This window comes from Saxibacter everestensis (assembly GCF_025787225.1).
In the GTDB taxonomy this organism is placed as follows: Bacteria; Actinomycetota; Actinomycetes; order Actinomycetales; family Brevibacteriaceae; genus Saxibacter; species Saxibacter everestensis.
The window spans coordinates 3,685,683-3,706,515 of the sequence record NZ_CP090958.1 but is presented as its reverse complement, the minus strand read 5'-3'; the positions used below and the strand labels follow the sequence as shown (position 1 = coordinate 3,706,515).

At 62.3% G+C, this 20,833-nt stretch carries 19 protein-coding genes; 9 read left to right on the top strand and 10 right to left on the bottom strand.

The genetic code is table 11. The features are described 5' to 3' along the window. Positions 1-274 precede the first annotated feature (274 nt). Positions 275-988 carry a DUF6338 family protein gene (locus LWF01_RS17495; protein WP_349638652.1) on the bottom strand — a complete coding sequence of 238 codons (714 nt, stop codon included), beginning with the start codon at positions 986-988 and terminating at the stop codon, positions 275-277. A gap of 280 nt (positions 989-1,268) precedes the next feature. Between LWF01_RS17495 and LWF01_RS17490 the strand changes: the two genes are divergently transcribed. Then, positions 1,269-1,493: a DUF2188 domain-containing protein gene (locus tag LWF01_RS17490; RefSeq protein WP_349638651.1), complete on the top strand. Its 225-nt coding sequence runs from the start codon at positions 1,269-1,271 to the stop codon at positions 1,491-1,493. Positions 1,494-1,722: 229 nt separating this feature from the next. Beyond that, positions 1,723-2,328, top strand: a complete 606-nt coding sequence (locus tag LWF01_RS17485; RefSeq protein WP_349638650.1) for a hypothetical protein — start codon at positions 1,723-1,725, stop codon at positions 2,326-2,328. A gap of 598 nt (positions 2,329-2,926) precedes the next feature. Here LWF01_RS17485 and LWF01_RS17480 read toward each other — a convergent pair. The 4 genes from LWF01_RS17480 to LWF01_RS17465 form a co-directional block, all read right to left on the bottom strand. Further along, positions 2,927-3,631, bottom strand: a complete 705-nt coding sequence (locus LWF01_RS17480; RefSeq protein ID WP_349638649.1) for a hypothetical protein — start codon at positions 3,629-3,631, stop codon at positions 2,927-2,929. Positions 3,632-4,151: 520 nt separating this feature from the next. Continuing rightward, on the bottom strand, positions 4,152-6,125 hold the full coding sequence (locus LWF01_RS17475) for a primary-amine oxidase (RefSeq protein ID WP_349638648.1): 1,974 nt from the start codon (positions 6,123-6,125) through the stop codon (positions 4,152-4,154). After that, entirely contained in the window at positions 6,122-7,564 is a 1,443-nt protein-coding gene (locus LWF01_RS17470; protein WP_349638647.1) for an aldehyde dehydrogenase family protein, read from the bottom strand. Before LWF01_RS17470 ends, LWF01_RS17475 begins: the two co-directional genes overlap by 4 nt. A gap of 134 nt (positions 7,565-7,698) precedes the next feature. Continuing rightward, entirely contained in the window at positions 7,699-8,664 is a 966-nt protein-coding gene (locus tag LWF01_RS17465; RefSeq protein WP_349638646.1) for an AraC-like ligand-binding domain-containing protein, read from the bottom strand. A 163-nt stretch (positions 8,665-8,827) separates the two neighbouring features. Here LWF01_RS17465 and LWF01_RS17460 point away from each other — a divergent pair, with 163 nt between their 5' ends. Beyond that, the gene (locus tag LWF01_RS17460; protein ID WP_349638645.1) at positions 8,828-10,309 is read left to right on the top strand and encodes an APC family permease; all 1,482 of its coding nucleotides are present in this window, start codon (positions 8,828-8,830) and stop codon (positions 10,307-10,309) included. A 13-nt stretch (positions 10,310-10,322) separates the two neighbouring features. Here the strand turns inward: LWF01_RS17460 and LWF01_RS17455 are convergent, their stop codons facing one another. Both LWF01_RS17455 and LWF01_RS17450 read right to left on the bottom strand, forming a co-directional pair. Then, positions 10,323-11,108 carry an SDR family NAD(P)-dependent oxidoreductase gene (locus tag LWF01_RS17455; protein WP_349638644.1) on the bottom strand — a complete coding sequence of 262 codons (786 nt, stop codon included), beginning with the start codon at positions 11,106-11,108 and terminating at the stop codon, positions 10,323-10,325. Between the two features lie 79 nt (positions 11,109-11,187). Beyond that, positions 11,188-11,949: an SDR family NAD(P)-dependent oxidoreductase gene (locus tag LWF01_RS17450; RefSeq protein WP_349638643.1), complete on the bottom strand. Its 762-nt coding sequence runs from the start codon at positions 11,947-11,949 to the stop codon at positions 11,188-11,190. A 239-nt stretch (positions 11,950-12,188) separates the two neighbouring features. Between LWF01_RS17450 and LWF01_RS17445 the strand changes: the two genes are divergently transcribed. Genes LWF01_RS17445 through LWF01_RS17435 form a run of 3 tightly spaced genes read left to right on the top strand, consistent with a single transcriptional unit; the run spans position 12,189 to position 15,971 of the window. Further along, entirely contained in the window at positions 12,189-13,400 is a 1,212-nt protein-coding gene (locus tag LWF01_RS17445) for an MFS transporter (RefSeq protein ID WP_349638642.1), read from the top strand. Beyond that, complete coding sequence (locus tag LWF01_RS17440; RefSeq protein WP_349638641.1) at positions 13,397-14,227, top strand: molybdenum cofactor biosynthesis F family protein; 831 nt, start codon at positions 13,397-13,399, stop codon at positions 14,225-14,227. Before LWF01_RS17445 ends, LWF01_RS17440 begins: the two co-directional genes overlap by 4 nt. A 37-nt stretch (positions 14,228-14,264) precedes the next feature. After that, positions 14,265-15,971: an amidohydrolase gene (locus LWF01_RS17435; protein ID WP_349638640.1), complete on the top strand. Its 1,707-nt coding sequence runs from the start codon at positions 14,265-14,267 to the stop codon at positions 15,969-15,971. 13 nt (positions 15,972-15,984) lie between these two features. Here the strand turns inward: LWF01_RS17435 and LWF01_RS17430 are convergent, their stop codons facing one another. From LWF01_RS17430 to LWF01_RS17420, 3 genes are all read right to left on the bottom strand, one after another. Then, positions 15,985-16,680: an esterase/lipase family protein gene (locus tag LWF01_RS17430; protein ID WP_349638639.1), complete on the bottom strand. Its 696-nt coding sequence runs from the start codon at positions 16,678-16,680 to the stop codon at positions 15,985-15,987. Beyond that, a complete protein-coding gene (locus tag LWF01_RS17425) occupies positions 16,653-17,432 on the bottom strand; it encodes an alpha/beta fold hydrolase (RefSeq protein WP_349638638.1) in 780 nt (259 codons plus the stop codon). Before LWF01_RS17425 ends, LWF01_RS17430 begins: the two co-directional genes overlap by 28 nt. 165 nt (positions 17,433-17,597) lie before the next feature. Beyond that, complete coding sequence (locus tag LWF01_RS17420; RefSeq protein ID WP_349638637.1) at positions 17,598-19,070, bottom strand: SDR family oxidoreductase; 1,473 nt, start codon at positions 19,068-19,070, stop codon at positions 17,598-17,600. 212 nt (positions 19,071-19,282) lie between these two features. On the opposite strand from LWF01_RS17420, the gene LWF01_RS17415 reads away from it, so the two are divergent. From LWF01_RS17415 to LWF01_RS17405, 3 genes are all read left to right on the top strand, one after another. Then, positions 19,283-19,615 carry an ArsR/SmtB family transcription factor gene (locus LWF01_RS17415; protein ID WP_349638636.1) on the top strand — a complete coding sequence of 111 codons (333 nt, stop codon included), beginning with the start codon at positions 19,283-19,285 and terminating at the stop codon, positions 19,613-19,615. Then, positions 19,612-20,073 (top strand): SRPBCC family protein, encoded by a 462-nt coding sequence (locus tag LWF01_RS17410; protein ID WP_349638635.1) that lies wholly within the window; start codon positions 19,612-19,614, stop codon positions 20,071-20,073. The genes LWF01_RS17415 and LWF01_RS17410 overlap by 4 nt, the downstream gene beginning before the upstream one ends. A gap of 81 nt (positions 20,074-20,154) precedes the next feature. After that, complete coding sequence (locus LWF01_RS17405) at positions 20,155-20,763, top strand: maleylpyruvate isomerase family mycothiol-dependent enzyme (RefSeq protein ID WP_349638634.1); 609 nt, start codon at positions 20,155-20,157, stop codon at positions 20,761-20,763. Positions 20,764-20,833: the final 70 nt, after the last annotated feature.

Here is a 20,833-nt window from a genome sequence, read left to right as displayed (position 1 = left end):
CCGAAAACGGTCTAGAGATAGTTTCGGTCGCACTTTCTGGTTCGCCCACTGGTCTGTGAATCGCAGCGGTCACCGCCCGTCCGCTGGGCCCGGCACGCGTGGGATCAGTTGTAGTCGGCGGTGATAGCGCGGGTTATGCCGTCAAGGCAGATGGTGCCGCCGTGAGGGATGATCCATTGCGGTCGAGTGTGGCCAAACGGAACTCCAACGCAGACCACCATTGGAGTAATATCGAGCGATCCGCTCGGCGGTTGACGCTGGCAGCCGAAGCTCATCACACAGCCCCCGCGCGGGGAGCGATGCCTTGCCAACGATCCGATGTCCCGGGCGGGTAGTAACCCACTGACATGAAGTCGATCTCGGTCGCATGCACCACTAGTACTTCATAGCCCTTAACGTCCTCTAGCTTCCGTCTGCCCGATAGCCGTTGTTGGATGCAACCGGATAACAGGATAGATCGGTCCGGGCCTTCGTCTGTAGATGGTGTTCGGGAAAGTAGAACTCCTTGCACCCACGCACCACTCTTCAGTTGAATTCCGACGTGCACTTCACTTTCTCCTGGGCATCGGGTGTCGAAGGCTTCCTCCCAGCCGGAGGTTTCGTTGATAGAGCCACCGAAGCGCTGGAGAAACTTAGTCCGGCGTTTGTACAACTTCTCACCACCGAGCAAGAAGCCGATCACAGTTGAGAAAGCCAAAAATCCTAGTAACCAACCTACGGTTGAAGTTGGATGGCGTGAGAAGACTCGATTGGGATCGAGAACAATTGATTTCATTGTTTCGCTAATACCTGGTACGACAAGACTGAAGATGAATACGATCAAGACGATGACCACCCAACAGAGGGCGCTCACCGCAACCACAGCGGCGACCTCGCGAAAGGGCGATCGGCGTGTTGTTGCACGGTGCCCTGCGGTGGCGTACCGGTACGCCAGGCCAGGAAATATTAAAAAGATGTAAAATAGTATGCCAATTGGGTCAGAGGGCACTTTGTCTCCAATTTGAGCTGAAGCAGATAAGGACAGGGGTCTGATGACAGAGAAGAATAGATCGCAACGTACACATGAGAACAAGGCACCGCAGCGCGTGGTCTCGAAGGAAGGGCAAAAACCCGCTCGAGTTCCAATTATTCCTCAAGGCTCTTCCCCTGCAAATAAGCCCGGTCCGCCTAAACCCAAGAAGAACTAGCGCCGGACCCGACTAGTGGGGGTTGGTTTTAGCCATCGTTGGCTTACCATCATCACATCACCAATATGAAAGCGAGGAATCATGGCTAAAGGCGACATCGACACCTACCAAGAAGATGGTGATTGGAAGAGCAAGCGTCAAGGTAGTAGTAGAGCGTTCGCGGTCGGAGGGACCAAGGCGGAGCAGCAAGCAGTAGGCCGGGAGGCTGCCAAGCGGGACGGCGTGGAACACACGATCAAGAAAACAGACGGAACAATCGGCGAGAAGAACTCCTACGGCAAGGATCCCAACCCGCCGAAGGGTTGAGCTCGAGGAACTTGGACCACTCGCAGTCACGACCGAGTTTGTTACCGCGGATGAGGTCTGGGGTGAAGGTGAACAGGAACTTCTATCGACTGATCCCGAGCGGATTGGAAAAGGAGCCGCCAGTTGGACACCGCGACCGAAACGACTAACAGACGCACGAACGTTGTGCGGACAGCACCAGTTGTCAGCGAGAACGGATCGTAGCGTCAACTATCGATAGTGTGTGGTCATGTCTGGCTTCGAATTCACGGCCTCCCTCGTCGGCTCGCTCGCCTGGCCACTCGTGGTTCTCGCGGTCGCGACGCTTTTTCGACGTCAACTCGCCACCCTGCTCGCCCGGCCCTTCACAACCCTCAAAGCTGGACCATTGGAAGTGGTTTGGAGTCAGGAGGTCGCCGAGATTGAAGCGAACCTCGGTGAACCTGCCCTGGAGGAAACACGACGACTCGACAGCGCTCGACCAAGCGAGCAACTGGCCGAGATTGCGCGCATCGCACCGGCGGCGGCGGTTTTACAGGCATTCGCTCAGGTGGAGGCACAGTTGAGGCAGCTTCTCATCGACGCAGGCCTCGCCACCGGCAGAGGTAGTGCGACACAGCTTGTCCGTCGCGCTCATGAGGCTGGCCTCGTGCAGGTGGAAACGGTCAAAGCTGTTGAAGGGATCGCGATGTTGCGCAACCTGGCGGCGCATGGGCACGAAACCGGCTTGGACGAGGCACGGGCACTGGACTACCTCGCCCTGACTGACGCTGTGAGCTACGCACTGACCCAAGGGCGTAACGGGCCACCTGGCAGCGGTACAGCCGCGCCACCCCCTCAAACCAGGAAACCCTAGACGGCACGCTTCGCGTCCGCGTCTGACAGCCCGCCGCATATCTCGTTTAGCCGATCGGATGTTTCCGTACCGAGTGCTGTACTACGTCACCAATACAAGCGTCGTGATACTCACGCCTACGCTCATCAAAGAAGCAAACCCGGATACTGGCAGCACCGGCTCGACAACTGACCTCCGCAAGACCCGGACGGACGCGATCGCTGCCCACGTCCGGAATGCGCAGGGCCACGTCGTGGAGACGGGAGCACCGAAGCCGTGCCCACGGCCCCGCAGCACCCGTACACCCGCTCGCTCATGGCGATCCGTCGACCGCGGGACGCGGTGCGCGCCGGCCGCCCCAGGCGGCAAGCGCTACATGGAGGTGAGGATCAGCCCGATGCCGATAGCGCAGATTGCTATCCCCGCTACGAGGTAGAAGATGCGGGACTTGCTCCATTTGCCCGGCTGCGGATCCGTAGGCTGCTGCGCCATGGCTGGTTTCTGCTTTCGATTGTCGATGATGGCCAGCCTTCATCCTCGCACCGGCACAGGCGCGGTTCAAACGGCATCCCCATATCTGGAAACACATTTTCTGTCGAGGGATCGGCCAGCGGGAGGCCTACAACTTTTCCACCTGGATCACTGCCGTTTCGTTCGCCCCAGCGTGATGAGCAGCCTCGGCCAGCAACCACACCAGACTCGCCACGGCGACTACCGACCATTCAGGGACGTCAAACCTTAACGTCACACACCGACCTGGATTGCGGAGTTCCCATCGAGAATCAAATTGTTCCCGTTGCCCACCAGTACCGCCCGGTTTCCCCGTCGCCACGGCGAATGCGGCGATACTGACTTCGTTCAGCCACCCGAGGATTGCCTCGGAAACCTGCTTCTTAGATCTCGCCAACCAGAGCGTGACCTGTGCACCTTGGCCTCCCTCCTCGTGCGGAACGGCGAACAGGTCGGCCGTTTCCAGCCATCTCCAGTAGCTATCACAGTGAGCGTTAAGCGGCAGTTGGATCCTCACTCCGGATAGCGTCCACTCACCCAGCCGGTCGATTGCGGCGGCAGCCGAGTGCATGACAAGCCCGATCGGGAGTGGAATCCGAGCGGGAGAGTTCAGGGCCGCCTGAAACCACGCAAGTTCATCGTCGTTCGATCCCTCGACATCGCTGCTGTCGAGGCACCAGAACCCCTCGTGCATCTGAAGCACGTCTAAATCCCTGTCGGCGCCGGTGGAATTTCCGAGCAGTGCTGAGGCTGAATGAAAGTACCCAAAGGCACTTTCGGCTTCGAGATCTCCACTCCGCAAAGCTTCGATCATGGCGGGGTGCCTTTTCAGTGATCCGGTCAGAGCTACGACGATCGGCGAAAAAGGTGAGTGCTTTTCGCTCGCCACGGTCAGCCTGTCATAATGTTGAGTCTCTCGAGATCAGTCGCCAACCGAACAGTTTTGGCATCGACCACATTAGTGATGCCGTTCTTCTCGGTAATGTACGCCTGACCCTGACTGTCATACATAGACAGCTCCCCGATGACCTCCGGAGTATTTCGGAGCGTAGATCTAATCTTCGCCTTCCAGCCTGGCGAGTTACTCACGACAACGGCCCCCACTTCAAGGGACTCATTCTTCTTACCTTCTGCGCTTGTCGGCACTGACACTCCCTTCTTTCCGTAGGCAGTATCGACCCCGACTTGCTCGTACGTCTTGCCAATTTCACCTTGTTACCTCGGCGGAATTCGACTCACCGCTACGGTCGTCAAGCGCCGTCCCAGAACCATGGCGCCGCAGGCGGAGCGTGGGCACTCGGGCGTCAACCCCGGCGAGCCGCCGCGGATCCCACTCAGCCCGGCGAGGAGCAGCAGCTTCCGCCCTCACCCGCACTTCCGGACGCGCCATCGGGCAGGTCCAGTGCCGGGTTGCGATCCAGAAAACCGTGGGGCTTGAACAGGAACCCGGAGTAGTCCACCGGCATGACCGGCCAATCCTCGGGTCGCGGGATGTGCGTCGGGCCGAAAACATGCCAGAGCACAATGTCGGTGTCGTCGATACCCCGATCGGCCTCGGTCCACTTGCCGATGCCGTCACCGACGTGCTGGTTGGGGTAGTCGCCTGCCGGGAATCGCTCGGCCGGGTCGAAGCGGGTAACCCAGAGGTGTTCTGTGGCGAACTCCGCCCGGGACGCCACCGATGAGCCTGGCTGCGCCATCAGGGTAGGACCCGGCTGCGGGATCAACTGGTAGGCGGTCGGCTGACCAACCTGGTTGCGCCGCCCGGGATTCGTCACGTACCACGACCGGCCGACGCTGGTGTCGGCCTTCCTCCTGCCGGCGCGTTCGGTTTCCAGCGGTGTACGCCGGAAGGTGAAAGCGTTGCCGTGCGGATTGGCTTCACCGGTTGGGATCCGCACCACCTCGGCTTCTTCAACCGTGTTATCCGGGCCGTCGATGGCGACATCCAGCCGTGCGCAGAACAAGTGCTGATGAACCGGCGCGATAACGCCCGGTGCGACCTCCGGAGCATGCGGATTAACTTCGCCGGGTATCGATGCGCCGGCGAAGACGATGCCGGTCGCCTTCGCCTCCATCTCGATGGTTCCGTCCAGGTAGAAGTACCAGAAGAAGCCGTAGTCGTAGTTGCCCACCGTGGCGAAGTACGAGATCACCAGCCGCCGGGAACGGCGTACCTCAGGCTTCTTGCCCAGTTCGGTGTGCTTCCACAGGATGCCGTAATCCTCTTCGTGCATGCAGATGACCTGCGGTATTTTCACCGGATGGCCGTGGTCATCGGCAACGAAGGCATCGAAGTAATGGATCACGCCCAGGCAGTCGCAGCCGAGCGTGAGCGAGTTGGCGTTCTTACCCAACAGATACTCGCCGGCGTCGAAGTAGCTGATCCAGAACCGGGTGCTGGAGGTGTCGCCGTAGGGGACCACCATTTCCGGAACCGAGGCGCGGTGCAGTACCGAACGATCCTCGTCGCCATCCCGGAAGGTGACGTTGTTCAGCACCAGCCCTTCCTTCGCGTTGAACCCGACTCGAAGCTTCCAGTTCTCCCACTGCACGTGGCTGCCGTCAACGGTAAAGCTTGGGCCCTCGGGCTGGGTGATTTCGATCGGCTTCAACGAAGTTCGCGCCGGACCGACGTGCTCGGCATCGAAGTTTCCCTCCGCCGACGGCACTGGCACGTCACCGGCGTCCTCCACCCGGATCACCCGTTGCTCGGTAAGGTCGATGTGCACGATGAGGCCTTCGACGGGGTGTGCCCAGGGATTGTCGCCGACGAAATTGCGCATGAAGGTCAGCGACCTGATCACCCGTCTACCGACCTCATCCGCCCGGCCGAACGCGCCGGGAGCCAGCGGTGCGGCGAAGGCGAGGCTGGTGTCGGTGATTCCGCGGCGCTCCATCGCCGCCTGCCATTGCGGATCGGCTTTGACGATCTGCTCCGCGAGGGCGTACTCCTCGAATAAGTACTGCGGCTGCCCGTAAGGATGCTCTCCGGTCGTCAACGCGGTGAAGGACACCAGTTCCGCCCTGCCGACCGAGACCACGGCCTCGGCCGCCTCGCCGGTGGCCAGGTCCAGAAGGGTCAGGATGACCTGCCGGTCGAAGTCATCGCCATCGCGATAGTCGCGCAGGTCGGCCTTGTCCGGTTCGACCGGCAACACCTGGGGGAACCGGGTGTTCTCGCCGACCTTGCCGGCATCGACCAAAACCTTGCGGGCCGTGCTGATTTCCTCCGCGGTCAGCGGATCAAGCGGGTGTGTGCCGGTGGACGTGGCTTGCTCGGTGTCGGGCATGACGATGTCTCTCACTCTCCGTAGTGCATCCAGACGCCCTTGACCTCGGTGTAGGCGTCAATTGAGTATGGGCCCATTTCCCGCCCCCAGCCACTGGACTTGAAACCGCCCCAGGGCGCCGCCATGTCGGGCACCGGTGGCATGTTGATGAAGATCGCTCCGGCCCGGATCCCGTTGGCCAGTCGATTAGCCGCGGAAATATCGCGGGTCCACACGGTTGCGGCCAGCCCATAATCGGAATCGTTGGCCCGGTCGATCAGGGATTGCAGCTCGTCGTCGTCCTGATAGGACATCACCGAGAGCACAGGGCCGAAAATTTCCTGCCGGGCGATCGTCATATCGTCGTGCACACCGGCGAAGACCGTCGGCTGGAAGAAGTAGCCACGATCACCTGTGCGTTTGCCGCCGGTCACCAGTTCGGCGCCGTCCGGTACGCCGGTGGCCACCAGCTTTTCCACCCTGGCGATGTGCTCGTCGGAGACCAACGGCCCCAGCTGCGTGCTCTCATCCAGCCCGGAGCCGATCGTCATCCCCTCGACACCGGCGGCGAGCTTGCTGACGAACTCGTCTTCACGCTTCTTGTCCACGTAGAACCGGGTATACGCCGCGCACACCTGCCCGCTATTGAGCAAACCGCCGCTGAGGTTGCCGCCTACCGCGGCGTCCATATTCGCGTCTGCCGCGATGATGCTCGGCGCCTTGCCACCGAGTTCGAGCGTGACCCGCTTGAGGTTGCCGGCACTGGCACGCACGATCGAACGGCCAACTTCGGTCGATCCGGTGAATGACACTTTGTCCACCCGAGGGTGCTCCACCAGCGCCGCGCCGATGCTGCCGTCGCCGGTGAGCAGGTTGATGACGCCGGGCGGGAAGCCGGCCTTCCGGGCCAGCTCGACCAGTCGGATTGCCGACAGCGGCGTCTGCTCGGCCGGCTTGATCACCACGGTGTTCCCGGTAGCCAGTGCCGGCGCGAGCTTCCAGGCAAGGATCATCAGCGGGAAGTTCCACGGTGTGATCAGGGCGCAGACGCCGACCGGCTCACGTCGGGTGTAGTGCAGGGTGGACGGGAATGACACCGGAGAGGTGCTGCCCTCGATCTTGGTAACCCAGCCGGCGTAGTACCTGAAGTGCTCGGCCGCTCCGGTCACGCTCACCGCGCGTGAGATACCGATCGGCTGTCCCTGATCCTTGGTTTCCAACTCGGCCAGCTCGGCGGAATTCTGCTCGATCAGGTCGGCAAGCGTGAACAGCAGCCTCGCTCGCTGCACGGGGGAGATGTCCCGCCAGGCGGGAGAGCCGAATGCCAGCCGGGCAGCCTCAACCGCGGCCTCCACATCAGCCGACGAGGCAAACCCGACCTCGTCGAGCACTTCTTCTGTCGCTGGATTGTAGGTCGGAAAGGAACCACCGGATGCCGGAACCCACTCGCCGTCGATGAACAGCTTCGTTGCCATATTCTTCTCCCTCTTCGCGACCAGGCCTTGATTCTGCGCCGATGAAACACCGCGCTGTTTCGAGTATGGATTGCGGAAAGCAGGCCGGTCTTGTCGTCGGGGGAACGCATGTTGACCCGCAGCGAAGCAGTCGGCTAGGCCGCCGCTGCGCCACGGTACCGGCTCGGAGATTCCCCGAACGCAGCACGAAAGATCCGGCTGAAGTGCGCCGCCTCGATGAAGCCCCACCGCGCGGCGACCGCGGCGATCGGCAGCCGCGCATATACCGGATCGCGCAGATCCCGGCGGCAGTGTTCCAACCGACGGGCACGAATCCAGCTGGCGACAGTGGTGCCCTCCAGCTGAAACAGGTTGTGCAGGTGCCGGGTCGAAATGTAGTGCGCGCCGGCAATCATTGCCGGACATAGTTCCGGATTCCCCAACTGCGCCTCAATGTAGTCGCGGATGTCGTTGGTGAGTTCCTGATGCGGGTTTGACGAGTCGGGCAGGTTGAGCTCCGCGGCAAACAATGTGGTGATCAGGTCGAGCGCACTGTGCGCGAGCCTCGAGCCGCTGCCGCCGGTGAGCTGGTCGAGGTTATTTGCCAGCTGGACCAGGAAGGGACTCACCAGCTTTCCGATCCCTTCGTCGCCCGGCATCCGTACCGCCGTGAGCTGCCCCACCGCGTCGACCGGCAGACCGATCAAGCTATGCGGGAACATCAGGACCATGGCGCGGAAGTCCTGTTCGAACTCCAGCGTGTAAGGACGGTGGGTGTCGTAGACTGCCAGGTCGCCAGGCCGCAGGGCGGCTTCCCGGTTGTCCTGAATCAGCAGGCCGGTGCCCGAAAGCTGAAGGCTCAACTTGAAATACCTGCGATCGGAACTGGCAATCAGAGACGGCGTCCGCATCACGGTGTGGCTGCTCGCGGTCACCTCTACCAGCGAGACATCTTCGATCACCCGCGAGCGCATCCGGCCGCGGAACATGTCCGCGTTGTTGCTCGTCACCTGAAGCGGAACGAACGATTCGGACACGGCGGTGTGCCATTCGGGAAAACTGTGAGCAATTGACGTATGCACGCGTCCAACATCGTTGGCGGATCGCTGTACATGAATCATCACGTACCTCCTTCTCAGCTGCGCTGGCGCGTGAGATTCCCTACATCGTACACACGGTCCACACCGGGATGCTCCGGTCCGACGTGCATCCGTGCGCCCAGCAACTAGCCACCTTCGCGGTAGGACAAGAACATCTGTCCCCGGTCGCCACATACTCGTAAACATGTCACAGCCGATATCGCCACGGGATGGATCGCCCGAATCCACCGCAGCAAGCGACCGCTCACGCACCGAACTGAAGCGCAATGCGCTGGGTGTCGGCGGAATCGTGTTTCTGGTGCTCGCCGCCGTTGCGCCCCTGACCGGGATCATCGTGATCGCAGGCATCGGAATCGCGATCGGCAACGGTGGTGGGATGCCCGCCTCTTTCCTGATGGCGATGGTGATCCTGCTGCTCTTTGCCGTGGGCTACGCCCAGATGTCGAAGAAGCTGGTCAACTCGGGCGGTTTCTACGCCTTCGTGGTCCGGGGCCTCGGCCGGCCGTTCGGACTGGTCGCCGGCTACGTGGCCCTGCTCGGTTACAACTGCTTCGTGGCCGGCGCGATCGGCACATCGGGTTTCTTCACGGCGACGATCGTCAAGGACCTCACCGGGCTCGACCTCGCCTGGTTCTGGTGGTCGCTTATTTCGGCGCTGGCCGCGTTCGTGCTCAGCCGCCGCGGGATCGGATTCAGCGCAAAGGTGCTCGGCGTGTGCCTGGTGCTGGAGGTGTCAATCCTGCTCGTCCTCGACATCTCGGTGCTCTTCCGCCATGGTCTGAGCTTCGAACCGTTCACGCCGGGACTGGTGTTCTCCGGTTCATTGGGCCTTGGACTGCTGTTCGCCGCGAACGCCTTCGTCGGCTTCGAGGCCACCGGGCTGTTCAGCGAAGAGGCCCGGGACCCAAGGCGAACGATTCCCCGAGCCACCTACATCGCCATCACATTCATCGGCCTGTTCGCCGCCTTCACCACCTGGGCGATAGTCAGCGCCGTGGGCGCCCGGCAGGCACAAGCCGCCGGTCTTGAGCACCTCTCGGCTGGTGACCTGGTGTTCTCCGTTTCGCAGGAATACCTTGGCAGCTCGCTGACCAAGGTGATGATGGTCCTGCTGCTGGTCTCGCTCTTCGCCGCGTTACTCGCCCTGCACAATTCAGCGACTCGCTACATCTATGCCTTCGGCCGGGTGGGCGTGCTTCCGCGAACACTCGGACACACCCGTTCGGTCAATGGAGCGCCGCAGAACGCCAGCATCCTGCAGCTGACCTTCGGAACCGTTGTCGCATTCGTTTACTTCGTCGCCGGCCTGGACCCGATCGCGGTGCTGACCGCTTCGATGACCGGCTTCGGTACGCTCGGCATCCTGACCCTGCAGCTACTCGCCGCCATTGCGATCGTGGTGAATTTCCGCCGGAGCCGGGATCCGCGGCTGTGGAAGACCCTGGTCGCTCCAGGATTGGGCGGTATCGGTCTGGCGATCATCGTGGCGCTCGCCATCCGCAATTTCTCCGCACTGGCCGGTTCGGATAACCCGGTGATCGGCCTGCTGCCGATACTGCTGCTGCTCGCTCTCGTCGCCGGGCTGCTCACCGCTCAGTGGCTGCGCACCTCGCGGCCGCAGATCTACGCGACGCTGGAGGACGACCTGGAGCGGTTCCAGCGCTGAGCGCCCGCCGCAATCACAGTGCGATGGTCGGCAGGTCCACGATGTGTGCTCCGCCGTCCGCCACGATCACGGCGCCCGTAATATACGAAGATTCCGCCGAGCCGAGGAACCTGACGACCGCGGCTATCTCTTCCGGGTCGGCCGGGCGGCCGAGCGGAACGTCCTTCGTGACCAGCGAATACCCCTGCTCGATGGAATCAAAGCCTGCCTGGGCCATCTCCTCGTCCGCCATCGGCGTTCGCACCCAGCCCGGGCAAATAGCGTTGACCCGCACCCCATGTCTGCCGTAATCCCTGGCCAACGAACGGGTCAACCCAATCAAGGCGTGCTTACCAACCGTGTACCCGGCGACGTTCGGGCCGGCGAAGAGACCGGCCAACGAGGAAACCACCACGACCTGGCCGTGCGATTCGATCAGCTGGGTCAGGGACTCCCTGGCGATCACGAAGGCGCTGGTGACGTTGTTCCGGATGCTGGTCTCCCAGGAGGCGTCGTCGGTATCCAAAACGGCAGACTGGCCATGCCCGCCCGCATTCGCCACCAGCACGTCAATCCGGCCGAGGCGGGCCACGATATCGGCGATCGCCTGCCTGGCCTGGACGGCATTGCTCGCGTCGGCAACCACCGCAAGGCCACCCGTCTCGGCCGCGACTGCATCGATCGGCCCGCGGCGACGTCCGATCAGTGCCACCTTGGCGCCCTCGGAGGCGAATCGACGGGCAGCAGCGGCACCGATTCCCGTGCCTCCGCCGGTGATCACGACTACCTTGCCCTGAAGGGATGAGCTGGGACTGTTCACGATTGCTGCTTTCTCTGGGCGGCTTTTTGGCGGGAAGGCGTTCTATCGGGAGAAGGGTTCTCTAGGCAGGACGTGTTCTCTAGGCTGGGAAGGACGATCGAGCCAGGTAGCCGAAGTCTGACACCAGGCTGGTGCCGTTGACCGGGTAGGACGCCGGAGACACCAGGTACAGCACGTGATTCGCGACCTGTTCAGGGCTTTGCACCGGATAGTCCTGTCGGCGCAATTCCTCGCTGGAAATCATCAGGTCATCGCGGGCCAAAGGGGTGTCCACTATTGATGGACATACGCAGTTGACCCGGATCCCGTCGCCGGCCAGGTCGACGGCGAGCGCACGGGTCAGCTGCAGCAGGCCGCCTTTCGAGGCGTTGTAGGCGAGCATTCGCGGCGCTGCCACGAAGCTTGAGTCGGAGCCGAGGAAGACCAGCGATGGCGACCCCGAGAAGCGCAGATGGCGGGCGCTTTCCCGGGCCAGGATGAATTGCCCGGTCAGATTGACGTGCAGCACCTGGTTGAACTCCGCGGCGGAGACATCGTCGACGTCCCGCCCGAACTGTCCCGACACACCCGCGCAGCCGACCGCCGCGTCCAGACCGCCGAATCCGGTGGCGATCTCCCCGATTGCGGCGGAGAAGGCAACCTCGTCGGTGACATCGGCCGCCACGAAACGCGTCGGAACGCAAGCCCCGAGCTCCGACTCGAGCAGACGACCGGCGTCCTCGTCACGATCGATCAGGCCGAGCCGCACTCCTTCGCCGGCCAGGGCGTAGGCGCAGGCGCGTCCGATGCCAGAAACTGCGCCGGTGATCAGCGCTGCCTTCCCTGCCAGACCAAGTTCCACCAGGCACCCTTCCGTCTTTTCATCAATGCTGTCACCGTCGGCGGAAGGCAGGTTGCCGGCCAGCGAACAGCCATTGACAAACCGAGCACGAACCCGGGCAAAGCAGAGACTGACCGGGCAGCCTCCGCACATACTCAAACCTAAGCACCGGCACATTCCACTGCGTTCTTCCAGAAGGTCTTCCAGCCAACGAGCGACGTCTTCCAACTAACGAGCGACCCAATACCCAAGGGGAACCGATGAACACCACCCAGACTCCTGAACTTGCGGCAGGCGCTACCAGCCGCTCCCGGGATCGCGGAATTTACGTTTACATCGCCGTTTTCAGCGCGGTTCTGAACACCGTGCTGCTGATAGCTCCGGTGATTGCCGGGCAGCTCTCGGAGCAGTTCTCGCTGACTCCGGGCCAGGTCGGTTTCCTGTTCTCGGTCGAACTCGGCTCGTTCAGCCTCGCGACGATCCCGGCCTACCTGTGGCTCCCCCGGCTCAACCTGCGGATCGCAACCTTTGTCTTCACCGGCATCTTCATCATCGGGAACGTGGTCTCCGGCCTGGTGACGTCGTATCCGCAGCTGCTCGGCGTCCGGCTGATCACGTCGCTGGCCGCCGGTTCGATCATCGTCATCATCCTCTCGATCAGCGGCAGGACCGGTAATCGCAACCGCGCATTCGGCATCTTCGTGGTCAGCCAGCTCGCTATGGGCGCGCTCGTGCTGGCCATCATCCCACCGATCTTCGTCAACCACGGAGTGAGCGCGGTCTACTGGGGGCTTGCCGTTCTGGCGCTGCTGTCGCTTCCGGTGGCACGCCTGATCCCGGGCACGGAGTTCCTGCGAACGGCCGCGTCCGCTGCCCTGCCCCGTCCGGATCGATCCCGGTTGCCGGTGGGGCGGATCGCCCTTGGCCTGCTCGGGGTGCTGCTGTTCTACATCGCGCTGAGTGGAACCTGGTCCTTCATGGTCGGTATCGCAACCGGCGCGGGGCTGGCACCGGATACCAGCAGCAGGATTCTCTCGGTGGCCACCGTGGCGGGGATCGCGTCGGCGGTGACTGCCACGATTATCGGCAGCCGAGGTAATCGGGCCTGGCTTCTCGCCGTGGGCTATGTGTTCATGGCGGTCAGCATTCTGCTGCTTTTCGGCGGACCCGGCGTGGTCAGATTCGCGGTGGCCGCGATCATCTTCAAGTTCACCTGGACATTCATCCTCCCGTTCATCCTGTCCAGCATCGCCGACCTCGACCAGGGCGGCCAGATGATGAACACAACCAACCTGATGATCGGTACCGGTTTCGCCATCGGTCCTGCCGTGAGCGGCGTACTGATCGAACGAATGGGCGGCAGTTTCGCCGGCATGCTCACGCTCGGCGTCGGCGGTATCGCGTTCTCTGCCATCTGCGTCCTGGCGATCCAGAAAAGACAATCCAAAACCACTGAAGGAGTTAGAAAATGACCGACACCACGGTCAACCTATCGGACACTTCGAACTGGCTTCCGCTAGACGGCCTCGCACCCGGATTCGACGCCAACAAGTCGGATCTCAGCCCCGACCTGGCCGGAGCTGAGGTGACGCTGATCGACGAGCGGGGCACCTCGATAACGCACCACTTCGCCGAAGACACTGTCGCCTGGGAATACCGGCCTGGTACCGGCGACCCCACCGAGGCATCGGAAGGCACTGATTCCTACGAAGCCATCCTGGTCGATTCCGGCCTCTACTACGTCCAGTTCCACCACACGCATTTGCCGCGTGAAGCTGTGTCGCTCGTGCTCGATCTGGACAACGGACGAGCGCTTTCGATACTCAGCATTATCGGCGAGGCATCGGCAGGCCAGACTGCGGTGCAGCAGAAGTTCGTGCCGGCACTGATATCCGGCGTCGAGACCGGCGGCGCGGAACCGACGCCGACGACCGACCTGATCGGTCGTCGGGTGCTCTGGGTGTACAGCTCCGAGCACGCCTACGAGCACGTCTACCTCAGCCCGCAGTGGTACACCTGGCAATGCCTGGCGGGTCCGGAACGCGGCCTGGCCGACACCGATGAAAACACGGTCTACCAGATTCGGCCAGGCATCTATGTCTTCGCCTGGCGGGAGAAGGTCATCCCCTGTGGATCGGTGACGATCGCCGACCACCGGAACGCCCGGTCGATCCGCTCGCATGGCGTGCTGTTCGGCCTGGATGAAACAGGGGAAACGCCGGTGCACTTCACCTTCGGAGCGTTCGGGCGTCTGATCTCGACGACTGTGCACCCTGACCGCTACGACCCGGCGTCCTAGACGACGCCCGATCTCGACTAAAACTTCCGGAGCAGCAATGGCCACCGCCGACTTAATCATCACTAACGCCCGCATCTACACCGTGGACGCCGCTTCACCGTGGGCTGAGGCACTGGCGGTGCGGGACGGCCGGCTACTGGCCGTGGGAAGCGAAACGGACGTGGCTGCGTTCCGCGGGCCTGGGACCATCGAGCACGTCCTTGACGGAGCGTTCGTGATGCCGGGCCTGATCGATGTCCATAACCATCACGCGGTGGCGGGCAAAGCCGATCTGTTCGAACTTGGGTTCTCAGCCAATGCCGGGTACCAGGAGATTCTGCAGGCCGTTGAAAAGCACGCGGCGAAACTACCTGAAGACGCCTGGGTCACGGGCGGCAGCTGGGGCAGCACCCTGATGGAGGAGCTAAGCACAGAACAGGCCAGGCATGGCCTCGACCAGGCGGCCGGAGGACGCCCCGTGATGCTGAGCGATGACAGCCATCACAACCGCTGGGTCAGCACCCGCGCCCTCGAACTTGCCGGAATCACCGCGGAGAGCGATCCCGGCGAGGGTGGCATCGTCGTCCTCGACGGCGTCACCGGCCGACCGACCGGGGTACTGCTCGAAGCGGCAGGCATCCCGGTCGAGCAGGCGAAAGCCGCCAGCGCAGCGCTGACCGCCGAGCAGCATCGACTGGCTTCGCACCGCGGAATCGAAATCCTGAGTAGCTACGGCATCACCGCTATCCAGGATGCCGCCGTCTCCGTCGATATCCTAGGCGCGCTGAAGTCACTGGACACCGCAGGTGAATTGAATGCCTGGGTGGTCAGCTCGATGCTGGTCAACGACCAGATCTTCGGCTTCCAGCCGACCGGTGATGCCTTGTTGGCGCAGGCCAATAACTTCCGAAGCATTCACCACCGGCCGGATTTCGTCAAGATATTCCTCGATGGCGTGCCGCCGGCCAGAACGGGCGCATTCCTCGAACCGTATCTTCCCGACGACGCCCACGGAGCGCACTTTTGCGGCGAGACGACGATGCCGGCCGACCAGCTGCTGGACTGGTTGCGCCGAACGGCGGAACAAGGCCTGTCGGCGAAGATCCACTGCACTGGCGACGCGTCGGCGCGGATGGTGCTCGACGCCGTCGAGGTCATCCGCCAGGAAGGCTTCACCGCTGCGCGATACCAGATAGCGCACGGCCAGTTCGTGCACGAAGACGATGTTCCCCGGTTCGCCGCTCTCAGCGTGAGCGCCGACATCTCACCCTTCCTCTGGGTGCCGGGGGTCATCCCGCAGGCCATCGCCACCGCACTTCCCGCCGGAATCGCCTCGAAGCTGCAGCCCAACCGCGATCTGCTGGATTCCGGCGCGCTCGTGGCCGGCGGTTCCGATTGGCCGGTGAGTGAATCGCCGAATGCGTGGGAAGGCATCCAGGGCCTGGTCACCCGGATGGACCCCACGGGTCAGTTCCCCGGCCAGCTCTGGCCGGAACAGGCCATTACCCTTGAGGAAGCGATCGCCGTGTTCACGATCAATGCCGCCGAGGCGATGGGCCTCGGTGAGATCACCGGCTCGCTCAGCTCAGGTAAATCCGCCGACTTCGTCGTGCTCGACCGAAATCCGTTCGACATCGACATCAGCTCAGTCGCCAGCCTCCGGGCAGAGCAGACATGGTTTGCCGGCAGGAAGGTCTTCGAGCGGGCCACGGCAATGGATCGGGCCACGGCTTCGGATCGAGCCACGGCAATGCCAGCTGACTGAGAACCGCGTCAGGCTATAGCGCCTGCTCGATTGCGTCGAGCAGCCTGGCATCGCCGATGATTTTCAAATGCCCCATCGTGTCCAGTTCGACGTTGGTTGCTGACTGCAGGAAGCTACCACCCGGAATATGCGGGTCGAAGCTGCTGTAGATGGACGTGATCCGCTCATTGACTTCAAGGTTTTCCGCGAGCTTCAACAGAATTGCATTATGCGGAGAGAAAGCCCGAATGCTCTGTCCCGGTGCAAATCGCGCGTACACCGAGCCCGAAAACGGGGTATTAATCGCAATCATCGAACTGACCCGGTCTGCTTGTGCCGAGGAACTCATCACACGTTTGCCGATCAGGCCGCCCTTGCTGTGGGCGACGATAACGACATTTCGCAAGTCGCGTTCGAGGAGGAAGCCGGCAGTCAGCTCGGCCATAGCGGGTATGGTTCCGCGGTTGTATCCCAGACTCTCAACGACAAAGATCGGGTGCCCCAGTTCATGCAGCCGGTCGGCCACCGGCCGCATGAACTGCCAGGTCTCATACACCCCCGGAATCAGCACCACCGGAGCGGCAGTGTGATCAGTCCCTCGGGTCAATTCTTCGCTGCTGGCCGGAAAAAGAAACCCGTGAACCTGCCAGAACGCGATGTAGACGTAATCCAGAATCCAGGCGGCTCCGTATTCCAGGTACTTCATACCGCTGCGGCCAGTTTCCGGCATAGCAGTGCCACCTCGGGCGCGCTTCTGTACATCAGAACGTGACGCTCGCCTGCAATTTCGGCTACTTCCGCCACCGGACACTGCGCCGCGAGTTCGTCTACCCAGCTCCGCGGAGCTATCGGATCAGCTATGCCCCGAACAATTACGGTTGGCACCCGCACCTCACGAATCGCTTCGTCGATCCTATGGCGCAACATGTGGGGAAGTGTCCTGATGTACCACACCAGCCCACAGCGGAAAAGGTAATCAGAGAACACGATCGCGTTAATCTTCGCCGGCTCCTTCAGGGTGTCCTGAGCTAACCGGGCAGTTTGAGGCAAAGCCGCCCGCTCCACACGGTTGACCGTGGGTCCGAGCAGAACGACGCCGCGCGCCGCAGCGCGCAGTCTGGCCATCTCGACCACAATCTGGGCGCCCATCGAATGCCCGACCAGTATTGGCCGAACCACCGACAGTTCGTCGAGACACCGCCAGGTTATCTCCGCATACTCCGGGATCGACAAGGAGCGGGCTGGCTTGGGAGTACGGGCGAAGCCGGGCAAATCGATCGCGAATACCGTTCCAACCCGCGACAGTTCTTCCGCTAGTGGCCGAAAGTACCGGGACGAGGCGCCAATCCCATGCACCAGTACATACGTGTCAGTTCCGGTCCCGGAACAATGCACGTGCGCAACAGTTGAATCGTCGAGAACAATCTCCCGGAATTCCGATCGCCGACCTTGGCGCACGAATACCCCCTTCACGGGACTCATTCCTCTCGGACGCCGTCGCCCCAGTTACCAATGGGCTCCGTCGAGTTGAGTCTTTGGTTGAGCATAGCCGCCGGTCGTAGGTACGATCCCGATCTATGGCAGAACACAACCGCCGACGGATCCTAGGCTCAATCGTTGAGCAGGACAGCCAGGCCTGATCCGGCGCTATCTGCTGGCCTCTGCCGTCGCGGTGATCTTCGTGGCCATGCCCTTGAAGATCACGCCGTGGAACGGCAGAATCGCGTACCAGTAGATCTGGCCGGCCAATCCGCGCGGAAAGAACACGGCGCGCTGCCGGTAAACCAGTCCATCGTCATCTTCATCGATCTTCATCTCAAGCCATGCGCGGCCAGGTAACTTCATCTCGGCCCGGAGGCGCAGGAACTGCTGCCGTTCGATCTCTTCGACCCGCCAAAAATCAAGCGCTTCACCGGCGTTGAGCCGTTCGGGACTGCGGCGGCCACGTCGAAGACCCACTCCTCCGCCGAGCTTGTCCAGCCAGCCCCGAACCGTCCAGGCCAGCGGCAGCGAATACCAGCCGTTCTCGCCGCCGATCCCCTCGATGACGCGCCATAGCGCTTCCCGCGAACTGGTCGTGCGCTTGCTCCGCACGTCGGTCATCACGTTATGTCCAGACCAGTCCGGATCGCTGGGCAAGGGATCGGACGGAGCACCGGTGATGGACGCGCCGGACCAATTGGTTTCAACCTGGCCCTCGCGAAGCTTCACCAGGGCAAGCCGAACAGCGTCGCGGTACGAGGTCAATCCGGCGGTGGGCTCCGGAATAATCGACCGGATATCTGATTCTTTCGTTACCGCGTCGTACTGCAGCGATTCGACCAGCGGAATCGCCAGCGACCTGGGAATCGGCGAGATCAGATTTACCCAAAGCGCAGCCAGATGCGGCGTCAGAACTGGCACCACCAGAATTCGCCGCCGGGGCAAACCCGCAACCGCGGCGTAGCTGTTCATCATCTCCCCGTACTGCAGGACATCGGGACCACCGATGTCGAACGTCCGGTTGATGTCGCCCGGCACCTCAGCGGCAGCCGTCAGGTAATACAACACGTCGCGAACGGCAATCGGCTGGATCCTGTTCCGCACCCAGCGAGGAGCCGTCATCACGGGAAGCCGGTCAGACAGGTGCCGGATCATCTCAAACGACGCCGAACCCGATCCGATTACCACTCCGGCCTGCAAGGCAATTGTGGGAATGCCGGATTCGAGCAGAATTTCGCCTACTTCGCGGCGGGAGCGCAGATGGTTGGACAGCTCACCTTCCGGGTGCAGTCCGCCGAGATAGACGATCCGCCGGACCCCCTGCTGTCTCGCGGCGTTTGCCACCCGCCGGGCGGAGGCAGCCTCCTCAGACATGAAGTCTTTCTTCCCGCCGCTCATCGAGTGCACGAGGTAGTAGAGAACCTCAATGTCCCGACAGGCCGACGCGATCGACTCCTGATCGGAAAGGTCGCCTTCAACAATTTCCACCTGGTCGGCCCAGGGCACATCCCGCAATTTCTGCGGTGAGCGGGCGAGAACCCGGACGCGGTGTCCCCGGTCCAAAAGCCGAGGCACCAGGCGGCCGCCAATGTAACCCGTCGGCCCGGTTACCAGAATCGTCTTCGAGGCATCGGTCATTTCCGCATCCTATCCGGCTGTCCGGGCTCAGAGTCCGCGCGAACCAGGCCGAGCTGGCTGCCATAGTTCCGGATGCCGGCGGGCATAATCGAGCCGACATCGGCGAATACTGCTTCCCATTTTAGGTAGTGCAACAGTGGGCACCAGATACGAATCGCGGTTGACGGCCCCTAAACCTGTACACAACAATTTAGTTGTGCAAGGATCGTGTTGTGAATGTTCAGGATCTCGCACAGACCTTCGGCGCATTGGCCGATCCCACTCGTGTGGCAATCGTCGCCACGCTGGCGCACGGGGATGCCACCGTCAAGGAACTTACCGAGCCGTTCGACCTCACTCAGCAGGCCGTCTCGCGCCATCTCAAAGTGCTAGAAGAGGCTGGACTTGTCTCGCGGCGAGTGGCCGCTCAGGCACGTCCTGCCACCCTTGAGGTCGACCGCTTGATCGAGGTGCTGGCTTGGATCGATGAACAGCGCCGCGGCTGGCTCGACAGGCATAGCCGTCTCGAGGAACATCTGCGCCGGCTTACCAAGGATGAGCGATGAGCGAGTACCCGACGGACGAGAACTTCACGATCCGATACATTCACCCGGCGCCGCGCGCGCTGGTGTTTGCCTGTCTCACTACGCCAGAGCACCTCACTCACTTCTGGGGGCCCGCCGGCATGCACACGCCGGTGCAGAACATCGTGGTCGATCTACGGCCCGGCGGTGCCTTCGAGACCACCATGGTCAACAACCACAGCGGCGACGAACACACCATGCGCGCCGTTTACGTCAAGGTCGATGCGCCAGCGTTCCTGTCCTGGCGCGAAACCGACTCGGGCGTATTAACCGAGCTGACATTCGTGGACCGGAGCGATGGCACAACCGAGGTCATCACCACGCAACGCGGCCTCCCGCCGGAGATGCGCACGCCCGCAGCGCGAGCCGGATGGGGCACAGCACTCGAGCGAGCTGCTGACTACATTGCCTCGATCGCCACCAAGGAAAGCGCATCATGACCACCAAGCAACTTCTGCACGACGGACATCGCCAGCAAAACGTAGAGATCGACCCGTTGAATTAGACCCAAGGAGAACAGCATGATTACAACCGATACCGGAGTTCAAGCCCTCGTAGGGCTCCAATTCCAGGCCCTCGCAGAGACCCTGGCCGGCCAACCGACCTCGATAGCCGACGCCCCATCACTCTGCGAGGGATGGAACGTGCGGCACGTCGTCGCCCACATGACCATGGCAGCCCGGTACGACGGGCCCGCCTACATGGCGGAGCTTGCGGCCGTCGGGCACAACTTCGAAGCGCTTTCGAACAAGATCGCGCGCCGGGATGGCGAGCGGCCGTTCGACACCCTGCTGGACGACCTATGGAGCGACACCATGGCCGCCTGGGCGTTCCCCGGAGGAGGCGCAATCGGCACCCTCGCCCATGTGGTCATCCACGGCTTGGACATCACCGTGGCCCTCGGACTGCCGCGCACCGCCGACGACCAGGCCACCAGGCTGATACTCGACAGCCTCACCACGGGCGACCTCGCCTCCAGCTTCGGCACCGCACCCGGCGGGAGGAAGCTGAAGGCGACAGACCTCGAGTGGCAGTCCGGAAACGGAACCGTGCTGGAGGCGGATGCCGGAGACCTCATCCTCGCCCTCGCCGGCCGACCCAGGCCTCAGCTCACGCTGGCCGTGCAATGATCATCGACGAACTGACCTGGGCGATGCTGACGCCGGACGGCCGGACACGAACCCGCTGAAAACTCCATAT